This window comes from Vibrio sp. Vb0937 (assembly GCF_033338855.1).
In genome coordinates this window covers 432482-449642 of record NZ_JAWOTK010000002.1, presented here as the reverse complement: position 1 = coordinate 449642, position 17161 = coordinate 432482, and the positions used below count along the sequence as shown (strand labels likewise).

Genomic DNA, 17161 nt, shown 5'->3' with positions numbered 1-17161 from the left:
CATTAACACAAAGGTTTTATTTTGAATTTTATTACGGACAACAAACTACCGTTGGGCCAATGGATGGAAACTGGCGTCGATTGGTTAACCATCAATGCATCGGGTTTTTTCGATGCAATCTCTATTACACTTGAAACGATCATTCTTTTCGTGGTGGACATTTTTAAATGGATGCCACCTGCAGCGCCAATCATTATGACGGCGGCAATTGCTTGGTTCTTACATCGCAGCATTCCTCTTGTCGTATTTATCGTGTTGGCCTTACTCGCAATTCTCAACCTTGGTTACTGGCAAGAAATGCTGGAAACCTTTGTCCTTGTGTTTGCAGCGACAACGATTTCCGTATTAATTGGCGTGCCGTTGGGCATTATGGCGGCGCACCGTCCTTGGTTATACACCTTGTTGCGGCCAATACTCGATTTGATGCAGACCGTACCGACATTCGTTTACCTAATTCCAACCTTGGTTCTGTTTGGCTTAGGTATTGTCCCTGGTCTAATCTCGACCATCATTTTCGCTATCGCTGCGCCAATTCGATTGACGTACCTCGGCATTATTAAAGTTCCGGAGGAGCTACTTGAAGCGGGTAAAGCATTTGGTGCCAGCCGCATGAAGCTACTGTTTAAGGTGGAGTTACCTGCGGCATTGCCAAGTATTATGGCTGGCGTTACGCAGTGCATTATGTTGTCTCTGTCTATGGTAGTCATTGCGGCGCTTGTTGGTGCTGATGGACTTGGTAAACCAGTCGTACGCGCACTGAATACGGTAAACATCTCGCAAGGTTTTGAAGCGGGTTTAGCGATTGTACTCGTTGCCATCATTCTTGATCGCTTGTGTAAAGCACCAAACCAGAAGGAGGCATAATCATGGACGCTATTACTATTAAAAATCTTGATGTCGTTTTTGGTCAGCAACAAGCACAGGCGCTAGCACTACTAGATCAAGGGAAGTCTCGACAAGAAATCATTGATGAAACTGGCCAAGTGGTTGGGGTTGATAATGTTTCGCTGAACGTGAAACAGGGTGAGATCTGTGTCTTGATGGGGCTTTCGGGCTCGGGTAAATCAAGTTTGCTGCGAACGGTTAACGGATTGAACGATATTTCTCGTGGCTCTCTGAAAATCAAAGATGGCGACGATATGGTTGAGCTCTCTAACTGTGACGAACAGAAGCTGCGCCACCTTCGTACGCACCGCGTGTCCATGGTGTTTCAGAAGTTTGCATTGATGCCATGGTTAACGGTGTTAGACAATGTAGCGTTTGGCCTAGAGATGCAAGGCATTGGTAAAGCTGAGCGCCGTAAAAAAGCGCGTGAACAGCTCGAAATGGTCGGTTTGTCTGAGTGGGAAACGAAATTCCCGCACGAGCTCTCTGGTGGTATGCAGCAGCGTGTTGGCCTAGCGCGAGCGTTCGCGATGGACACAGATATCTTGTTAATGGATGAGCCGTTTTCAGCGCTTGACCCATTGATTCGTGCTCAGCTTCAAGATGAATTGATTCTGCTGCAAGAAAAGCTAAACAAAACCATTCTTTTTGTGAGTCACGACTTGGATGAGGCGCTTAAAATCGGCAACAACATCGCCATTATGGAATCAGGAAAGCTGATTCAACATGGCAAGCCAGAACAGATCATTCTTGCTCCAGAAAACGATTATGTGGCGGACTTTGTTGCTCACACTAATCCATTAAATGTGCTGAAGGGACGTTCCTTAATGCGTGACGATTTGGTTCGCGAAGATACGCGTGTTCTGATTTGCCCTGATAAAGATATTTGGGTGATACAAGAGAGCAAGGGGTTAAGTTTAGCGGATAAAGGTAAATCGTTGATTCAATGGAAGAGCGATTCTTCGAACCTTGATGAAGTTAATGAAAACTCTCTGGTTCAGGTTAGCCCAGAAATCAGTATGCGAGAAGCGATTGAACTTAAACAGCGCAGCAATCAGCCTCTGCTTATGGTTGAAGATAATAAGCTGGTTGGTGTGTTAAGCGACAATGAGCTTTACGATGCATTGCTTGGTAATTTTAAGTCAGAGCAAGTTGCGTAACGTTGACGCAGAACCAAGTAAAAAAGAGCCGCACATTAATGCGGCTCTTTTTAGTTTAAACAATGAGTTAAGTCGCTAAGCTAAGACAATGGTCGACTATAGAGTCGTAATTACCTCATCCATTGCAAGGCGTGCTTTTGGAAGACCATGATTGTAATCTTCCCCATCTTTATGGTAGCCAATCGCCAGCGCAACTTCACAAATATGGCCCTCGAGCTCTTCTTTAAACTCTTCTCCAATCAGAGCCGGATCGACACCTTCCATCGGTGTTGAATCAATGCCTAGTCGTGCCAATGTGTGTAGTAGGTTGCCTAGTGCCAAATAGACTTGTGCTTTTGTCCAGTTTCCGTTGAAGCCATTTTCGTCCGTATTTGCATCGGCAAAAGCGTAAGCACCCATAAAGTTGTTGTACATCTCCGCTGGCAAGTGGCCAGATGTTACTTCTGCATCCACACGTTTCGCAAATTTCTCTTTAGTAAATTTAGGATCGTAAGCAAACAGAATCGTATGTGATGCGGCTTTCGCGTGTGGTTGGTTAAACTGGTGCATATTTGCAAACGTATTGTGGAAACGTTGCTTCGCTTCATCACTTTCAATAACGATGAATTTCCATGGTTGTGAGTTGATAGAAGACGCCGACAAACGCAGTGCTTCTTTGATTATCGCCATGTCTTCTTGAGAAACGCGCTTGGTTTCATCATATTTTTTTGCAGTGTAACGGTTATTTAGATCGGTAATGATTTGATGGGACACGTTTATATCCTCTTTATGTGATGACAGATGAGGATGCACTAGCATCGACAACCATGCGTACCTCGAATATGGGTTCATGATAATGGATATTTTTTCATTGATAAGAGGGTGTTTATTTAAATCACTTTTTACTTTTTGTTGAAAATCGATGTGAGTTGATCGATTTGAAACTTAAAAGTCCTTATTTGGAAGCTTTTATTTGATATTAAATTAAACTCATATTGAGGCGTAGGGGAAAGCAACATGAACGTGATTGAAGTTTTTAATGATAGCTATGAACGTTGTACTTCAGATCAGGAGTTTTTCGACTTGTTCTACAAAAATTTATGGTCGAAAAGCGCCAACTTTAGACAGAAGTTTGACGGTATAGACATGCACCAACAAGTGAGAATGCTTAGAGGGTCTATCGTGTTTTTTATGATGGCAGATACCTCGACCGAAGCGCACAAAATGGTGGAAAAGTATGGGAAAAAGCATGCAAGTGCCGAAATTGGTATAGAGCCGCAGGATTTTGATGTTTGGCTTGAGAGTTTGTTAGAAACGGTTCGACAGTGTGATTCTGGGTACGATGCCGATGTTGAAACCGCTTGGCGAACATGCTTTAAAACGGGCTTAGAAGTAATGAAACAAGAATGTGATAAAGAAGATGGGCACATCCTTAAAGCGAGTACCAAATAAGGAAGTAACGTGAGCGGTCGTTACTTCCTAGGGGCAAAATCTTACTTATCTTGTGTCTCTTTATTCTTTTTCACCGCTTCGGCGATATCACTGACAGCTTCGACAAGATTGATCGGCATTGGAAAAATAATAGTGGATGTTTTGTCTGTAGTGATTTCAGTGAGTGTCTGCATGTAACGTAATTGCAGTGCATTCGGTGCTTCGTTGAGCATTTGCGCTGCTTCTTTTAATTTATTTGAAGCCTCTAACTCACCAGTAGCGTGAATGATCTTCGCCCTACGGTTACGTTCTGCTTCTGCCTGACGGGCTAGGGCTCTGACCATGCTGTCATTTAAATCAACATGTTTGACTTCAACCGTAGCAATCTTGATTCCCCAGTCATCAGTCTGTTGATCGAGAATGGATTGTAAATCCTTATTGAGGCGTTCTCGCTCTGATAGCAATTCATCGAGTTCATGCTGACCCAATACCGAGCGCAGCGTGGTTTGTGCTAACTGGCTGGTGGCATCGTTGTAGCTTTCAATATTGTTAATCGCCATTTGAGGATCGACTACGCGAAAATAAACGACCGCGTTGACGCGCACAGAAACGTTATCTTTTGTAATTAAATCTTGTGTCGGCACATCCAAAACGACAGTACGTAAATCAACCCTCACCATTTGCTGAATAAATGGGATAAGGATGATCAAACCAGGTCCTTTGACTTCTTGAAATCGACCAAGAAAGAACACAACCCCACGTTCGTATTCTCTCAAAACCTTGAACATTTGGGTCGCTAGTGCGAACAGCAGCACCACGATCACCGCAACGGTATAGAGCATCATAAAGCGCCTCCTATTTATTTTGGCGGTCATCAGGCATCACAGTTAAGGTCAGCCCTTTAACATTAACAATGGTGACGTGATCACCTTGTTTGAATTGTTGATGGTCTTTGGCTTTAGCTCGCCATAACGCACCGTTGAGTTGAACGCGTCCTTCGCCATCGATAAAGTCATCGCTTACCACGGCGACCTTCCCAGGGTATGTCTCTAAACCCGTCGTTACACGCCGGCGACGAATTTTGAGCAGCAGGCCGACAGTCAGCACGATTAGAGCTACGGAAAATATGGCAATACCAAAAATCAAAGGAAGGGCGATCTGGAACCCTGGTAACTCACTGTCCATGAGAAATATCGAACCGAGTACAAAGGCGACAACGCCGCCTAAACCCAAAATACCAAAGCTCGGACTGAATGCTTCCGCTATCATTAGTGCAATACCGAGTAACAGCAGACCAAGACCTGCGTAGTTGACGGGCATCATTTGTAGTGCGTACATGGCAAGAAGCAGACAAATCCCACCTAGCACACCGGGTAAGCCAATTCCTGGGTTGTAAAATTCAAGAAGTAAACCGTAGATGCCGATGAGCATTAGAATGTAGGCAACGTTTGGATTGGTGATAACGGCTAACATTTCTGCTCGCCAATCTGGCGTTCTTTCAACCCATGTTGGATTTTCAAGTGACAATGTCACAGTGCGATTGTTTACTTTAACTGTTTGCCCATCTATGGCTTTGACTAAGTCCTCTGGCGAATTGGCGATGTAATCGATCACGTTTAATTCTAATGCTTCTGTTGCATCCAAGCTCGCCGCTTCGCTTACTGCTTTCTCTGCCCATTTTGCATTTCGTCCATGAAGTTTTGCTAAGCCTTTAATGTAGGCTTTGGCGTCGTTAATTACCTTTTTCTCCATTGCGGTTTTCGCGGGAACTTTCTCTGAACCTTCGTTGGTTCCTTCTGACGTTTCTTCCGCGTTTTGATCTTTGCCATCATTCGATGAAGGAGGTTGAGGCGTACCACCTAACGCGACGGGCGTTGCAGCTCCGAGGTTTGTCGCTTCAGCCATGGCGGCTACGTGACTAGCGAGCAAGATGTATGTTCCTGCACTGGCAGCTCTAGAACCAGATGGGCCGACCCAAGTTGCAATGGGAGTCGAGGAGGTGGTAATCGCGTGAATAATATCTCTCATTGCACTGTCTAAGCCGCCTGGTGTGTCCATCTCTAAGATCACTAAACTGACACCGTTTAGTTGAGCTTCTTCTATTTCACGAGATAAATAGTCGCTAGTAGCAGGCCCTATAGCGCCTTTGACAGGAACAATCCAAACGGTATTCGCCAGTGCTTGACTGGCCATCAAGAGTAAAGGTAAGAACCATATCCATAGTCGTTTCATGCAGTCCTCCTTGTGTGGTCACAGGGACTTTTTGAAATCCTAATTCAAGTATATCCAAATAACTTAGAGATGCTTGAGTATAGGTTCTAATGAATAAGTTGCTGAGGCTAATTAGGAGACTACTTTTTTATATATAAACGCTGTGTGAGATAGTAAACTAAAGCAAATTATTGGTAATTGTGATGTTTATGTTTATTGTTCAGCGTTTGATTAAGTTGGCCGTTATCTGTGCCGTATTCTTTACTATTTTCGATCTGATCTCGTATGGAGAGGTGACTTGGTTTCAACGGTTTTTGGCTTTTCTACACTAAACTCAGATTTCAATACGTTAGCTACTCATAAGGCGATCGATTTCTTCCTATTCGCCTTATTACTCCCTCTTCAACCAAAGCCTTAAACAAAGCAATACTTAACTCGTTTTTTCAACTTCCTGTCGGTGGAAAAAACGCCAAAATGCAACTAAATTCATATCAATGACAAGTTTAAGGTATGTAGTTGATGAGGCAATTCAGCGCAATCGCACTAGCTGTTGTAACACTCATTTTGAGCCAAACAACAACCGCAAGAAACGCGAAGATGTTAGGTGATATCTCCCTAGTTCAGCCCATACAGGGTGATCCTAATGTGGATATTAAGCTAGCGAGAATTGGCTGGCATCTCTTCCGCGATCCTCAATTATCGTCAAATGGTAATGTCAGCTGTGCGACATGCCACAATCTGCAAACCAATGGCGCTGAAAATACACCTGTCTCGACGGGGGTGAAAGGTGATGGAATTAGAAATTCTATAACAGTGTTTAATGCAGCGTTAAATTATCGTTTTTTATGGGATGGTACGGAAAACACCTTGATGGCTCAGATTGATGGTCCAATCCATAATCCAATGGAAATGGACTCAAACTGGCAAACAATAGAGCAATATGTAAAAGAGAGTGAACATTATCAAGCGCTATTTAATCGTGACGGTGAATTGCCGATTAACGTTCATAATATCAAGTCCGCTATTGTGGAGTTTGTTGAAGGGCTGCAGACGCCTGGCGCACCATTCGATGCTTACTTATTGGGTTACACGCATGTACTGAGTGAACAGCAAATCAGAGGTTGGAAAACATTTCAGACTTCAGGTTGTGTGCAGTGTCATCAGGGCAAAAATATCGGCGGAGCGATGATCCAAAGGTTCGCCTATTTCAAGGATAAGCCTGTAGTAGAGGATCTGGGCCGGCAACTCGTTACGATAGAGGATGAAGAGCGATTCTATTTTAGAGTAGCCAGTTTACGCAATGTCGCGCTAACGAGTCCTTATTTTCATAATGGGCAAGTCGATAAGTTATCCGACGCGATACAAATCATGGCTAAAACCCAACTCGGTATAACGATGAACGATGAGAATGTCGCGGACATTGAAGCATTCTTGCAGTCGTTGACAGCACCTAGACCCATAATTTTAGAGGTGTTGGAAAATGAATAAATTCAAACTGATCAACTTTTGCTTTTTTATTGGGATACTGACGTGCTGCACACTGGCGTATATGTCGTATATGAATTCAAAAAACGCTCAAGAATTTCATGCAGAGCTAATGAACATCGGACATGAGTTGATTGAAGAGCGTGATGTTATCGTGAACCGATATGCCGTTGAAGATAGAAAAAACTATGAGTTAACAACATCTTTAGTAGAGATAGAAATCGCAGCACAGGCACTGTTGGAATCATCAAAGGCATCAGTTTGGTTTCCCGTGACACCCAATCGTATAAAAGTTAGGGATACGCTTGAACAGTTTAAGGCGCGAGTGTTTCAAACAACGTTGAAGCTTGATATGTTAATTGGTGTTCAGGTAGAAAATCGGTATGCATTACTCATGTTGTTCAATTTATATCAGCAAGATGTTTCTATCGAGAGCGGTCAATCATTGGGTGGCAGTCGTTATTTTGAATTTCTCAACCAGTTGCTTCTAACACAAACGGAAGTTGAGAGTGAAAAGGAAGCGAACTTCCTTAAGCGGCTTCAAACGAGTGATAAAAGAATTGAATTGCTGACGAATGAACTGCTTGATCACACTTATATTGAGTTTGTCGAAAGCTCAGAGCATCGGTTACTCAATATTGCTCAAAGTGAGGCGCGTTTTACGTGGTTGTTTGTATTTATCGCGGTGATGTTTCTAGTTAGCGCGTTTGTTTATCAGTCACATCACCGAATGCATAACTTAAAACAGTTGAATCTTGAAATTGAAGAGGCGAGAAACAAAGCCGAGCGAGCGGCAAAAGCGAAATCAAATTTTCTCGCTGCAATGAGTCACGAACTAAGAACGCCGATGAATGGCGTACTAGGGCTTTCTCAAATGATTGCAGAAGAGACCAAAGAGCCGACGACGAAAGAGCACATTAGGGTTATTCTTGATTCTGGCCAGCATCTGATGACGATCCTCAACGATATTTTGGATTTTTCTAAAGTTGAAGAAAACAAACTGGAATTTGAGCAAGCTAAGTTTAAGCTCGATCAAGTGCTTTCTCCGGTGTGTAGCGCAATAAAACCACTTGTTGATGAAAAAAATATCGAGCTAATCTTGGAAAACGAGGTTTCTGAATATACTGAATTTACTGGGGATTGTGCGCGTTTACGACAGATCTTATTTAATCTCGCCGGTAACGCGGTGAAGTTTACCAATGAAGGGCATGTGCTGGTTAGAACCGAGTTAGATGAATCGAATCAGTTGTTGGTCATGCGCGTGAGCGACACCGGTATTGGTATTGCGCCAGACAAGCACGAGCATATTTTTAACTCGTTTGAGCAAGCAGACTCATCAACGACTCGAAGGTTCGGCGGAACAGGGCTTGGGTTAGCCATCGTCAAAAAACTAACCGATTTGATGGGTGGCCATATTACTCTGAAGAGTATAGAAGGCGTTGGAAGTCAATTTATCGTTGAGTTGCCGATTCCTTGGGTAGAATCTGCTCCGAAAAAGCAGCAAGAAGCGCCGAAACCTCGCGCAAAATCACACCATTTAAAGATACTACTTGCTGATGATAACCGTGTGAATGCCATTGTGGCAAAAGGGTTTTGCGAAAAGCTCGGGCATGAAGTGGATGTAGCAGAAAATGGGTTAATCGCGGTTAAAAAGGCGAAAGAGAACGAGTACGACCTGATCTTGATGGACAACCATATGCCCGAGATGAATGGTGTTGAGGCGACACGTGTTATCCGACAAGAGTTAGGTATCAAGACGTTACTCTTTGCGTACACGGCAGACGTATTTCGTGAAGCCCACGATAGCTTTATTGAAGCAGGAGCAGACCATGTGCTGACAAAACCGCTACAGCATGAGAGCTTTTCAGACGCTCTCAAACAGTTTGCCGCTAGACTCGAACCGAAACAGAATCCGCCACTAACGAATGACAGCAATGTGCTTCAGTTGCAACGTAAGCCAATCGAGAACTTAAGGTTAACAGAGGAAGAACTCTCCCGCTCAGGCATGTTTACTTCTTTACGAGATGAGCCAGAAGCGCTCGACGAGCTGCTAAAAAGCATTATTGTCGATTTTGAGACATCTGTTGATGAGCTTATTGAATACTTTATGGCTGAAGACTTTGCTTCATTAGAGCTGACGTTGCACAAAACGAAAGGGATGGCACTGAACCTAAGTTTACCTATTTTGGCGAGCCAAACGGAGGCCCTGGAAACTCAACTTAAAGCCAACCAAAGTCCCGAGATTGAGCAGTTGCAGATGCTGATCAATCGGTTACAGGTCAACATCCATCAGTCTCATAGACTTTTGGATGATATCCAGAAGAACAATGCCGATCCTCAACAGATTTTATAGTCCCTGTGAGTGCGATGCTTTCCTTAACTCATTTTGTTGTGGTTTACTGTGGCAAGGACGGATAGTGTTGATTCGTCGTCGGAAAATCAGGGAGTTAGAATGAGTAAGCATTCCGCTTTAATCAAATGGCATCGTAAAGCTGGCGAAGAGTTTAGTGATAATAAGTATAGTAGGGCACACATTTGGCAATTTGATGGAGGGTTGCAAGTCCCAGCATCTCCATCTCCCCACGTAGTACCATTACCACTATCCGTAGAAGAAAACGTTGATCCAGAAGAAGCGTTTGTCGCGGCACTTTCTAGTTGTCATATGCTCGTTTTCCTGTCTATTGCAGCAAAGCGACGTTATGTTGTGGACAGTTACTTAGATGAAGCGGTAGGGGAGCTTGAAAAAGGCGAAAACGGAAAAGAGTGGGTATCAAAGGTGACGTTAAACCCTAAGATAACATTTTCAGGTGAAAACCAACCGACACTATCTCAGTTAGAAAAACTGCACCACATGGCCCATGAGAATTGCTTTATCGCCAACTCCGTTAAAACAGAAGTGACAACGCTTATTGCGAATTAAGTGAAGCTCTTTATCAAAAGCGCGGCCTATTGCGGAGTTATATTAAGCCAGCAGTCATCCTGCTGGCTCGTTCATCTAGACGACACCTTGCTCAATCATTGCATCAGCGACTTTTCTAAAGCCTGCAATGTTGGCGCCTAAAACTAAATTTCCAGGTTGGCCAAACTCTTTACTGGTTTCGTTTGCATTGATGAAAATATTTTTCATGATGGTTTGCAACTGACTATCCACTTGTTCAAACGTCCAGTTTTGCATGCTGGCGTTTTGCGCCATTTCAAGTTGACTGGTTGCAACACCGCCTGCATTGGCTGCTTTGGCAGGCCCATAAGCTATGTCTGAGTCCACGATAATATTGGCAGCATCACGGGTGGTTGGCATGTTCGCCCCTTCACTAATCAAAATACATCCGTTTTCGATAAGAGCCAGTGCGTCGTCTGACGTTAATTCATTTTGAGTCGCACAAGGGAAGGCAGCATCAGCCTGATATCGCCAAACAGCATGTCCTTCATTAGGATAGTCGCCCTCTGGTGTGTATTCTGCTTCAGGGTAAGTTTCTAAATATTCTTCTAAGCTTGCTCTTTTCACTTCTTTCAGTTGTTTGAGGAGCTTAAGATCAATACCGTGCTCATGATAGATCGTACCTCGAGAGTCGCTGCATGTAACCGGCGTTGCTCCCATATGGTACAGTTTTTCAATGGCGTAGATAGCCACGTTGCCAGCACCAGAAACGAGGCAAGTTTTCCCTTTCAATGAATCGTTGCGGTCGTTGAGCATGCATTCTGCAAAATAGACGGCGCCATATCCTGTCGCTTCTTTTCTGGCGAGTGAGCCACCCCAAAGAAGACTCTTGCCTGTAAGCACACCTTCGTAGCGCCCCGTCAATCGTTTGTATTGACCAAACATATAGCCAATTTCGCGCGCCCCGACGCCGATATCGCCTGCGGGAACATCGGTGGCAGGACCGATATGACGGTACAACTCGTTCATAAATGATTGGCAAAATCGCATGATCTCGCCGTCGGATTTTCCTTTAGGATCGAAGTTTGAACCGCCTTTGCCGCCACCGATAGGAAGGCCAGTCAGTGCGTTTTTAAAGATTTGCTCAAAGCCGAGGAATTTTATGATGCTCGCATTGACTGAGTGATGGAATCTCAATCCTCCTTTGTACGGCCCCAAAGCAGAGTTGAATTCAACTCGATAACCTTTGTTTACTTGTACATTTCCAGCATCATCAACCCAAGGAACTCGAAACATGATTTGACGTTCTGGCTCGACGATCCTCTGGATAATCGCTTGTTCCTTATATTTATTATTGCCTTCTATTACCGGCGCGAGAGAAGTTAATACTTCTTCTACCGCTTGGTAAAATTCTTTTTGCGCAGGGCTACTGTGTTGCAACGCAACAATAGTATCGTGTATGTATGACATAGATTTCTTCCTTGATGTGAATAAGCAATCAGTTTATATGAATGTATTTCCATTAAATAGTGATTTTGACCAAGATTCAATGGTTGTAGTGGTCTTTCCTGCGGATGAGAATGTGCAGCTTCTAACCCAGGCTGTGTTGGTTGAGATAGGTAGGGCGAGCTAAGTAAGCGGGTGGTTGAGTGATCAGTTTCACATATAACAAGCAGAAATCACTTTAGTCGATGTTGTTGTGCAGTTACGCAAATTGTTTATGTTAACGTCATGTTAAAGTTTTTGTGTGTGATAACTTGTGAAAAGACAACTATATGGATGAGCTTAAGGTTCTGAACTCGTTTATTCAGCAGAATGGCCTACCAGCGTTTGGCCACCTTGATGGAATTCCAACATCGTTACAGCTAGATAAATTTACTTACCTCGATGAGATGGATAAGCCAGTGTCTAAGTGGCGCCGTTACCGCGATTATAAGCAGTTTCAGTTCGTCAATTTGGTCACACCTGATTACGTCATTGGAGTAGCGATTGCGGATATACGGTATTTAGCATCCGGCTTTTGCTACCTGTTTGATATTAAAAAGAATAAGTTGATTGAGCAACAATGGTTGAAACCTTTTAATATAGGTTATCAAACTCAGCCTTCCAGTTGGTGCAGTCTTGCCCATCTTGCTAACAAAAGAGTTCAGTTTTCTATTAAGGATGGTATTTGGCACGTCCACTTTGTGACAGAGTCAGTCAATGCGGATCTCTATTTACGTCCAGAAAATATGAGTTTGCCATTAATGTTGTGTACGCCAACAGGTTATGCGGGTTGGACATATACTCAGAAGCACAATGCGTTAGCAGTAGACGGTAACTTGTTCATATTAGGAAAAGAGCAAGATCTATCAGAGGTGGCTGCTGGTTACGATTTTTCCGCTGGGTACATGCGACGAGAAACAAGTTGGCGCTGGGCAAGTATCAATTGCTTTGAGGATGACAGGCGTCTGGGGTTGAACTTGGCAGCTGGCGTTAATGAAACTGGCTATTGCGAAAATGTATTGTGGATTAATGGTCAGCGTCACTTTTTGCAACCTGTGCAGTTTCAGTTTTCACGAAGTGATGAAGGGCAAAAGTGGCATATTACGTCTGAAGATAAACGAGTTAACTTACAGTTCACGCCTTTGAATCGACGCTCAGAGAAGAAAAATTTTTGGCTTCTCAAAAGTAACTTTCGTCAGTACATCGGTTATTTCTCTGGCTATATTATCGATGGAAATGGCATCAAACATCAGTTAGAAGAAGTTATGGGTCTTACTGAAGATCACTATGCAAAATGGTAGAAACACAATGGATTGGACGCAGTTGATGGACCGCCCAGAATTACTTCTGATGATTCTGGCTCCAGTTTTCTTTTTCTGCATGCTTGCCGAATATTGGTTCGGACAAAGAAGGGGACGCTTGCCTGAAAGCGCGACGTATTACTTCCCTGAAGTAGCGTGTAATTTTGTTCTTGCGGGCTTACACCAAGCGACAGACATACTCACGGGTTTACTGATTGCTCAGTTGTATTTGTGGTGGTTTGATTGGCGTTTGTTTGATATCGAAATGAGCGTCTCAGCTTTTCTTTTACTTGTTGTCCTGCAAGATTTTTTCTATTACTGGTTTCATCGGGCTAGCCATCGTATTCGTTGGATGTGGGCCGCGCACGTTGTTCATCACAGTTCGGAAAGAATGAACTTCAGTACCGCCTTTCGTCAAAGTTTAATGTATCCGCTAGCGGGGATGTGGATTTTTTGGTTGCCCTTGGTGATTATTGGTTTTGAGCCAAAATGGGTTGTCTTCGTTGTGTTGTTTAATCTGGGCTTACAGTTTTTTGTTCACACCCAATCAATTCGTTCGCTCGGGCCACTAGAGTGGGTATTTAACACGCCGTCTCATCATCGCGTTCATCATGGTGTGAACAGTCAGTACATCGACAAAAATTATGCGGGTGTATTAATTATTTGGGATCGAATGTTCGGAACGTTTGAACCAGAGGTGGAAACGGTTCGGTATGGGGTTTCTAAACCTGTAAACAGCTTTAATCCCATCCGCGTGACGTTTGCAGAATGGAAAGACATGTTTTATGACGTAACTCGACCAAACTTATCATGGAAACAACGCTGCCGCCGTTTGTTCGCTCCGCCATCGGATTTTTATGAGTAAATTGAGATAAAGAGATTGGAGCGGGCAGCGGGAATCGAACCCGCATCATCAGCTTGGAAGGCTGAGGTAATAGCCATTATACGATGCCCGCGCATCGATAGGACTCAGTTAATATGCCACACTGGACGAAAAAGAAAAGTCTTTTCTCATCAAATGTTTGTCAGTTGCCTAAAAAAGTAGCGGACTGATGTTAAAGTGTTCATTGTCTCTGGTTTTTTGTGGCACTCGCGATTCCGCTACTAAGCCTAGGGGCTTCCAATTAGGTCGTAAACACCGAATTCTTAGGTGTTTAGATGTTGATGATATTCAAGATTTTCTGTGTAAAGGTTAATCTCGTTTATTGAACAGTCACGTTTCATGGTCAAGACTAGATATTGAAATGATTACTTTTTACTGTTGATGCGTATGTATAACACAGGGTAATTCTGCTGAAACAGTCAGCTTAACCAAAGGAGATTTAACATGATGAGAGGTTTGATATTAGGGCTGGTGGTGATGCTGGTATCTGCTTGTACTACCGTTACAACCGATGTAGATAAACAAGCCGACTTTTCAGCTTACAGAACGTTTGACTTCGGTGCTCAGGCGGAAGCTCCTACCAGTATTGATGGTCGACGTATTGAGCAAGGGCTTGCTGAACAGCTTGAGAGTAAGGGTTTAAATAAGGTAAATAGTGGCGGTGACCTTTACGTACATCATGATATCGTAGAAGAATCCGAGCTTGTTTCTTCAGGATCGTCGGTGAGCTTTGGCTATGGCTGGAATAGCTTTGGTGTGATCACTTCAAGCCCGGAAAGATATAAAGAACGTAAGTATGGGAAGTTGGTAGTTGAACTGGTTGATGCAAAGGCTAATCAAGTCGTTTGGAAAGGCGTTTCAAGTCGTAAACTGTCTGAGTCAATGAGCTCTGAGAAAAGAGAATCTCTCATCCAAGAAGAAATCGCGAAGATGTTTGAAAGCTACCCTTACGGTGAAAAATAATTAGTATTCTTAACGATTAAGAATACTAATTGCCAATAGTTACGCACAGGGTTAAAAGAACTTATTATTTTAGTTTTGGTTACCTTTGTGCGTACGATTCTGATTGCTTTACTCGGACTACTTTTCTGCTTGTTGGCTCCGAGCATGAGCCTGGCGCACTCACACCCAAATTTTCTTTCCTTTCATAACCAGAATATCGCTGTTGACGCTAAGTCGAAGCACTTTTCAGAACATCCTGTCTCTCCAATACAACAAGACTATCCGAGTTTAAACAGCCGGAATATATTGAGGGTTAGCCATGCTAAGGAAATGAGCTCGAACGACGATGTAGAACCCGAATGGTTTGAAATGCTTGATGTAGCATGGTGGGCGCATCGTTCGGCAATTTACTCGATGAAGCGGCTAAAACGCATCGGTAATGAGGCTTTAGGTTGTTGTATTGAAAGTATTTTTACTCACTCTAAATACAGAATCGGCGTGAGAAAAGAGTCGAATTTCATATACCGCTTTATACATGCTCGCTAACACATTCCATGTTTTTGCAACTTTTGGTTAATTATGCTTAGGAGCGGTTTATGTTTGATTCGATCATTCAGGTCTTGAGTGCTTTTTGGCATCAAGATTTCACGGCGTTAATGGCGCCAGGCAGTGCAGGTTTGGTTTATTTTGTTGTTGCTGTGAGTATCTTTTTGGAAAGTGGTTTTATTCCTGCTGCACCTTTCCCATGCGACAGTGTCGTCGTATTATCCGGTACGCTGGCGGCGGTTGGCGTCCTTGACCCAATTATGATCATGTTGGTGATAGCTGTTAGTGCGGGGTTGGGAAGTTGGGCGGCTTATTTACAAGGCAAGTGGCTAAATCGCTTACCTAAGGTTCAAGGCTGGGTGAGTGCGGTTCCTCAAAAGCGTTTGGAACAAGTCGACGTATTACTCAGTAAACATGGATTGGTTGCGCTTTTGTGCGCGCGGTTTATTCCGGTTGTTCGTTCCCTATTGCCATTAATGATGGGGTTGCGAGTGAAACGTATTAGTAAATTCCATTACTTTGCGTGGCTGAGTGCGATTTTATGGACGCTGATATTATGCGGTTTTGGTTCATTACTTCCTTTGCTACCAGAAAATATGAGCAAAGCAATCACAATGCTATTAATGGCGGCACCAATAATTACTCTTGTGATTGGAGTGCTTAGTTTCTTGTTTGTTAAAGCACGTCGAGCGTCCTGTAAACCCAAGGATGTGTCAGAGTTTTCCCAATAAGTTTACTTTGATTTGCACTTTTAAGCTTGTATGCAGATTAGACCTCTAATCGACAGGTTTTTGTCAGTAAAAAGAAAGGCGCATACATTGCGCCTTTCTTTTTGAGTGTCGTTAGGGTTTCGAATTTAATAGCCAATGCTATATAGGTATTCGCCAACTTCTTTGCACTGAGACTTGTAGATGTTCTCTACTTCAGACTCATTCTTATCTGCTGCTTTAAATTCAAGTTCGGCAGACGATAGCTGGTCAAAGCTGTAGTCTCTCTCAGACATTAAGTAGTGTCTGAACATCGCTCTGTGTTCCGGAACTGCAATACGTGCGTTAGAAACGTTGGCACACTCTAACAGAGTGTCGTTACTCATTTCTTCTGGCTTAGTTTCTGTGTTTGCTAAGGTTGAGCCCGCTGCAAATAGTAATGCTAGTGCGATGGTTGTAGCGATTCTTGTCATTATATGGACCTCAAATTGGTTCTAGTAACAATGAGCATATTGGTTCTTATCGTTACATTTTCGTGTTCTCTGTATGTCATAAAAAGTTAAACAACAGAGAAGGCGTTGCGACCATGAGTAAAGACGTACATTAAGTTCGCTTCCTTTCTTCCTGAGAGGCGATAAAGAGAGCGTTGACTCATGAGTCCGCCATAACTGTCTAGAGGTAAGCGAGATGCTTGTTTTGCCAACTCCAGTAGTGGTGGAGAAGAGAAAGCAATAAGTAAAAAATAATCAGGAGTAAAATCTGATGATAAAACGCCATCAGTAGCTGATGTTCGGCGACAGGAGACAAGCCCGAACAACTCGCGCTTTATATGTAGGTAGTAACTTTCTGAACCCCAAGAGCTCAGAGAAGCTGAGGCATGAAAATCAGTGTGTGCTAGCTCAAAATCGTCCTGTTGAGAGAGTTTAAGTAGGCGCTCGGAAGTGTAATGTTTGGTGTGGTGCCACTCATGCGCATATGAAGCTGTGATGAGCCCTGAGAGCAGGGAAAAAGAAAGCATCAATAATATACGGTGTAGATAACGCAAGAAGTAACCCTAAACATATAAAGCCACAGTTACCCACCATGATTAAGGAATCTTAGTGGAACTATGATAACGATGAAAGCCAGTGTCTGATGAACTCAGCGTATACTAACGAGATGGAAGGGGGATGAACAGAGTTTTCTGATCGCACTTAGGTATATCAGCGAATAACACAATAGTTTTCGCTTTCGAGTAAGCGAAAATGGAAAGAGAGTCGTTGCACAAG

At 43.3% G+C, this 17161-nt stretch carries 17 protein-coding genes and 1 tRNA gene; 11 read left to right on the top strand and 7 right to left on the bottom strand.

What is annotated here, in order from left to right; translation table 11 throughout:
• The first annotated feature begins 21 nt into the window (after positions 1-21).
• The gene (gene choW / locus R7P67_RS05495) at positions 22-864 is read left to right on the top strand and encodes a choline ABC transporter permease subunit (RefSeq protein WP_005392552.1); all 843 of its coding nucleotides are present in this window, start codon (positions 22-24) and stop codon (positions 862-864) included.
• A 2-nt stretch (positions 865-866) separates the two neighbouring features.
• Positions 867-2045: a choline ABC transporter ATP-binding protein gene (gene choV / locus R7P67_RS05490; RefSeq protein WP_017633664.1), complete on the top strand. Its 1179-nt coding sequence runs from the start codon at positions 867-869 to the stop codon at positions 2043-2045.
• Between the two features lie 96 nt (positions 2046-2141).
• On the opposite strand, the gene R7P67_RS05485 is transcribed toward choV, so the two are convergent.
• The gene (locus tag R7P67_RS05485; protein WP_017633663.1) at positions 2142-2798 is read right to left on the bottom strand and encodes an NAD(P)H-dependent oxidoreductase; all 657 of its coding nucleotides are present in this window, start codon (positions 2796-2798) and stop codon (positions 2142-2144) included.
• Positions 2799-3041: 243 nt separating this feature from the next.
• On the opposite strand from R7P67_RS05485, the gene R7P67_RS05480 reads away from it, so the two are divergent.
• Positions 3042-3476 carry a globin gene (locus R7P67_RS05480; protein WP_031780773.1) on the top strand — a complete coding sequence of 145 codons (435 nt, stop codon included), beginning with the start codon at positions 3042-3044 and terminating at the stop codon, positions 3474-3476.
• Positions 3477-3517: 41 nt separating this feature from the next.
• On the opposite strand, the gene R7P67_RS05475 is transcribed toward R7P67_RS05480, so the two are convergent.
• Complete coding sequence (locus R7P67_RS05475) at positions 3518-4300, bottom strand: slipin family protein (RefSeq protein WP_005382637.1); 783 nt, start codon at positions 4298-4300, stop codon at positions 3518-3520.
• Between the two features lie 10 nt (positions 4301-4310).
• Positions 4311-5687, bottom strand: coding sequence for an NfeD family protein (locus R7P67_RS05470; protein WP_213970365.1), 1377 nt, complete (start codon positions 5685-5687; stop codon positions 4311-4313).
• A gap of 498 nt (positions 5688-6185) precedes the next feature.
• Between R7P67_RS05470 and R7P67_RS05465 the strand changes: the two genes are divergently transcribed.
• The 3 genes from R7P67_RS05465 (at position 6186) to R7P67_RS05455 (ending at position 10071) form a co-directional block, all read left to right on the top strand.
• Positions 6186-7154 carry a cytochrome-c peroxidase gene (locus R7P67_RS05465; RefSeq protein WP_213911902.1) on the top strand — a complete coding sequence of 323 codons (969 nt, stop codon included), beginning with the start codon at positions 6186-6188 and terminating at the stop codon, positions 7152-7154.
• Positions 7147-9504 (top strand): ATP-binding protein, encoded by a 2358-nt coding sequence (locus R7P67_RS05460; protein ID WP_262652751.1) that lies wholly within the window; start codon positions 7147-7149, stop codon positions 9502-9504. Before R7P67_RS05465 ends, R7P67_RS05460 begins: the two co-directional genes overlap by 8 nt.
• 99 nt (positions 9505-9603) lie before the next feature.
• Positions 9604-10071 carry an OsmC family protein gene (locus R7P67_RS05455; protein WP_213893474.1) on the top strand — a complete coding sequence of 156 codons (468 nt, stop codon included), beginning with the start codon at positions 9604-9606 and terminating at the stop codon, positions 10069-10071.
• Positions 10072-10146: 75 nt separating this feature from the next.
• Here the strand turns inward: R7P67_RS05455 and gdhA are convergent, their stop codons facing one another.
• The gene (gene gdhA, locus R7P67_RS05450) at positions 10147-11499 is read right to left on the bottom strand and encodes an NADP-specific glutamate dehydrogenase (protein ID WP_017633658.1); all 1353 of its coding nucleotides are present in this window, start codon (positions 11497-11499) and stop codon (positions 10147-10149) included.
• A gap of 305 nt (positions 11500-11804) precedes the next feature.
• On the opposite strand from gdhA, the gene R7P67_RS05445 reads away from it, so the two are divergent.
• A complete protein-coding gene (locus tag R7P67_RS05445; RefSeq protein ID WP_017633657.1) occupies positions 11805-12815 on the top strand; it encodes a DUF2804 domain-containing protein in 1011 nt (336 codons plus the stop codon).
• A gap of 7 nt (positions 12816-12822) precedes the next feature.
• On the top strand, positions 12823-13680 hold the full coding sequence (locus R7P67_RS05440; RefSeq protein WP_262652752.1) for a sterol desaturase family protein: 858 nt from the start codon (positions 12823-12825) through the stop codon (positions 13678-13680).
• 16 nt (positions 13681-13696) lie between these two features.
• On the opposite strand, the gene R7P67_RS05435 is transcribed toward R7P67_RS05440, so the two are convergent.
• A tRNA-Gly gene (locus R7P67_RS05435) sits at positions 13697-13771 on the bottom strand.
• 371 nt (positions 13772-14142) lie between these two features.
• Here R7P67_RS05435 and R7P67_RS05430 point away from each other — a divergent pair.
• From R7P67_RS05430 to R7P67_RS05420, 3 genes are all read left to right on the top strand, one after another.
• Entirely contained in the window at positions 14143-14661 is a 519-nt protein-coding gene (locus R7P67_RS05430; protein WP_262652753.1) for a DUF4136 domain-containing protein, read from the top strand.
• An 87-nt stretch (positions 14662-14748) separates the two neighbouring features.
• The gene (locus tag R7P67_RS05425) at positions 14749-15186 is read left to right on the top strand and encodes a hypothetical protein (RefSeq protein WP_262652754.1); all 438 of its coding nucleotides are present in this window, start codon (positions 14749-14751) and stop codon (positions 15184-15186) included.
• Positions 15187-15236: 50 nt separating this feature from the next.
• Positions 15237-15917 (top strand): DedA family protein, encoded by a 681-nt coding sequence (locus R7P67_RS05420; protein WP_262652756.1) that lies wholly within the window; start codon positions 15237-15239, stop codon positions 15915-15917.
• A 125-nt stretch (positions 15918-16042) separates the two neighbouring features.
• Here R7P67_RS05420 and R7P67_RS05415 read toward each other — a convergent pair whose 3' ends face one another.
• On the bottom strand, positions 16043-16366 hold the full coding sequence (locus R7P67_RS05415) for a hypothetical protein (RefSeq protein ID WP_005373158.1): 324 nt from the start codon (positions 16364-16366) through the stop codon (positions 16043-16045).
• 86 nt (positions 16367-16452) lie between these two features.
• The gene (locus R7P67_RS05410; protein ID WP_033906462.1) at positions 16453-16911 is read right to left on the bottom strand and encodes a hypothetical protein; all 459 of its coding nucleotides are present in this window, start codon (positions 16909-16911) and stop codon (positions 16453-16455) included.
• Between the last annotated feature and the right edge of the window lie 250 nt (positions 16912-17161).

Excerpts from the sequence above, each read along its gene's own strand:
- R7P67_RS05420 (WP_262652756.1), top strand. The coding sequence starts at position 15,237 with ATGTTTGATTCGATCATTCAGGTCTTGAGTGCTTTTTGGCATCAAGAT.
- R7P67_RS05430 (WP_262652753.1), top strand. The coding sequence starts at position 14,143 with ATGATGAGAGGTTTGATATTAGGGCTGGTGGTGATGCTGGTATCTGCT.
- R7P67_RS05415 (WP_005373158.1), bottom strand. The coding sequence starts at position 16,366 with ATGACAAGAATCGCTACAACCATCGCACTAGCATTACTATTTGCAGCG.
- gdhA (WP_017633658.1), bottom strand. The coding sequence starts at position 11,499 with ATGTCATACATACACGATACTATTGTTGCGTTGCAACACAGTAGCCCT.
- choV (WP_017633664.1), top strand. The coding sequence starts at position 867 with ATGGACGCTATTACTATTAAAAATCTTGATGTCGTTTTTGGTCAGCAA.
- R7P67_RS05440 (WP_262652752.1), top strand. The coding sequence starts at position 12,823 with ATGGATTGGACGCAGTTGATGGACCGCCCAGAATTACTTCTGATGATT.
- R7P67_RS05470 (WP_213970365.1), bottom strand. The coding sequence starts at position 5,687 with ATGAAACGACTATGGATATGGTTCTTACCTTTACTCTTGATGGCCAGT.
- R7P67_RS05410 (WP_033906462.1), bottom strand. The coding sequence starts at position 16,911 with ATGCTTTCTTTTTCCCTGCTCTCAGGGCTCATCACAGCTTCATATGCG.
- R7P67_RS05455 (WP_213893474.1), top strand. The coding sequence starts at position 9,604 with ATGAGTAAGCATTCCGCTTTAATCAAATGGCATCGTAAAGCTGGCGAA.
- R7P67_RS05465 (WP_213911902.1), top strand. The coding sequence starts at position 6,186 with ATGAGGCAATTCAGCGCAATCGCACTAGCTGTTGTAACACTCATTTTG.
- R7P67_RS05460 (WP_262652751.1), top strand. The coding sequence starts at position 7,147 with ATGAATAAATTCAAACTGATCAACTTTTGCTTTTTTATTGGGATACTG.
- R7P67_RS05475 (WP_005382637.1), bottom strand. The coding sequence starts at position 4,300 with ATGATGCTCTATACCGTTGCGGTGATCGTGGTGCTGCTGTTCGCACTA.
- R7P67_RS05480 (WP_031780773.1), top strand. The coding sequence starts at position 3,042 with ATGAACGTGATTGAAGTTTTTAATGATAGCTATGAACGTTGTACTTCA.
- R7P67_RS05445 (WP_017633657.1), top strand. The coding sequence starts at position 11,805 with ATGGATGAGCTTAAGGTTCTGAACTCGTTTATTCAGCAGAATGGCCTA.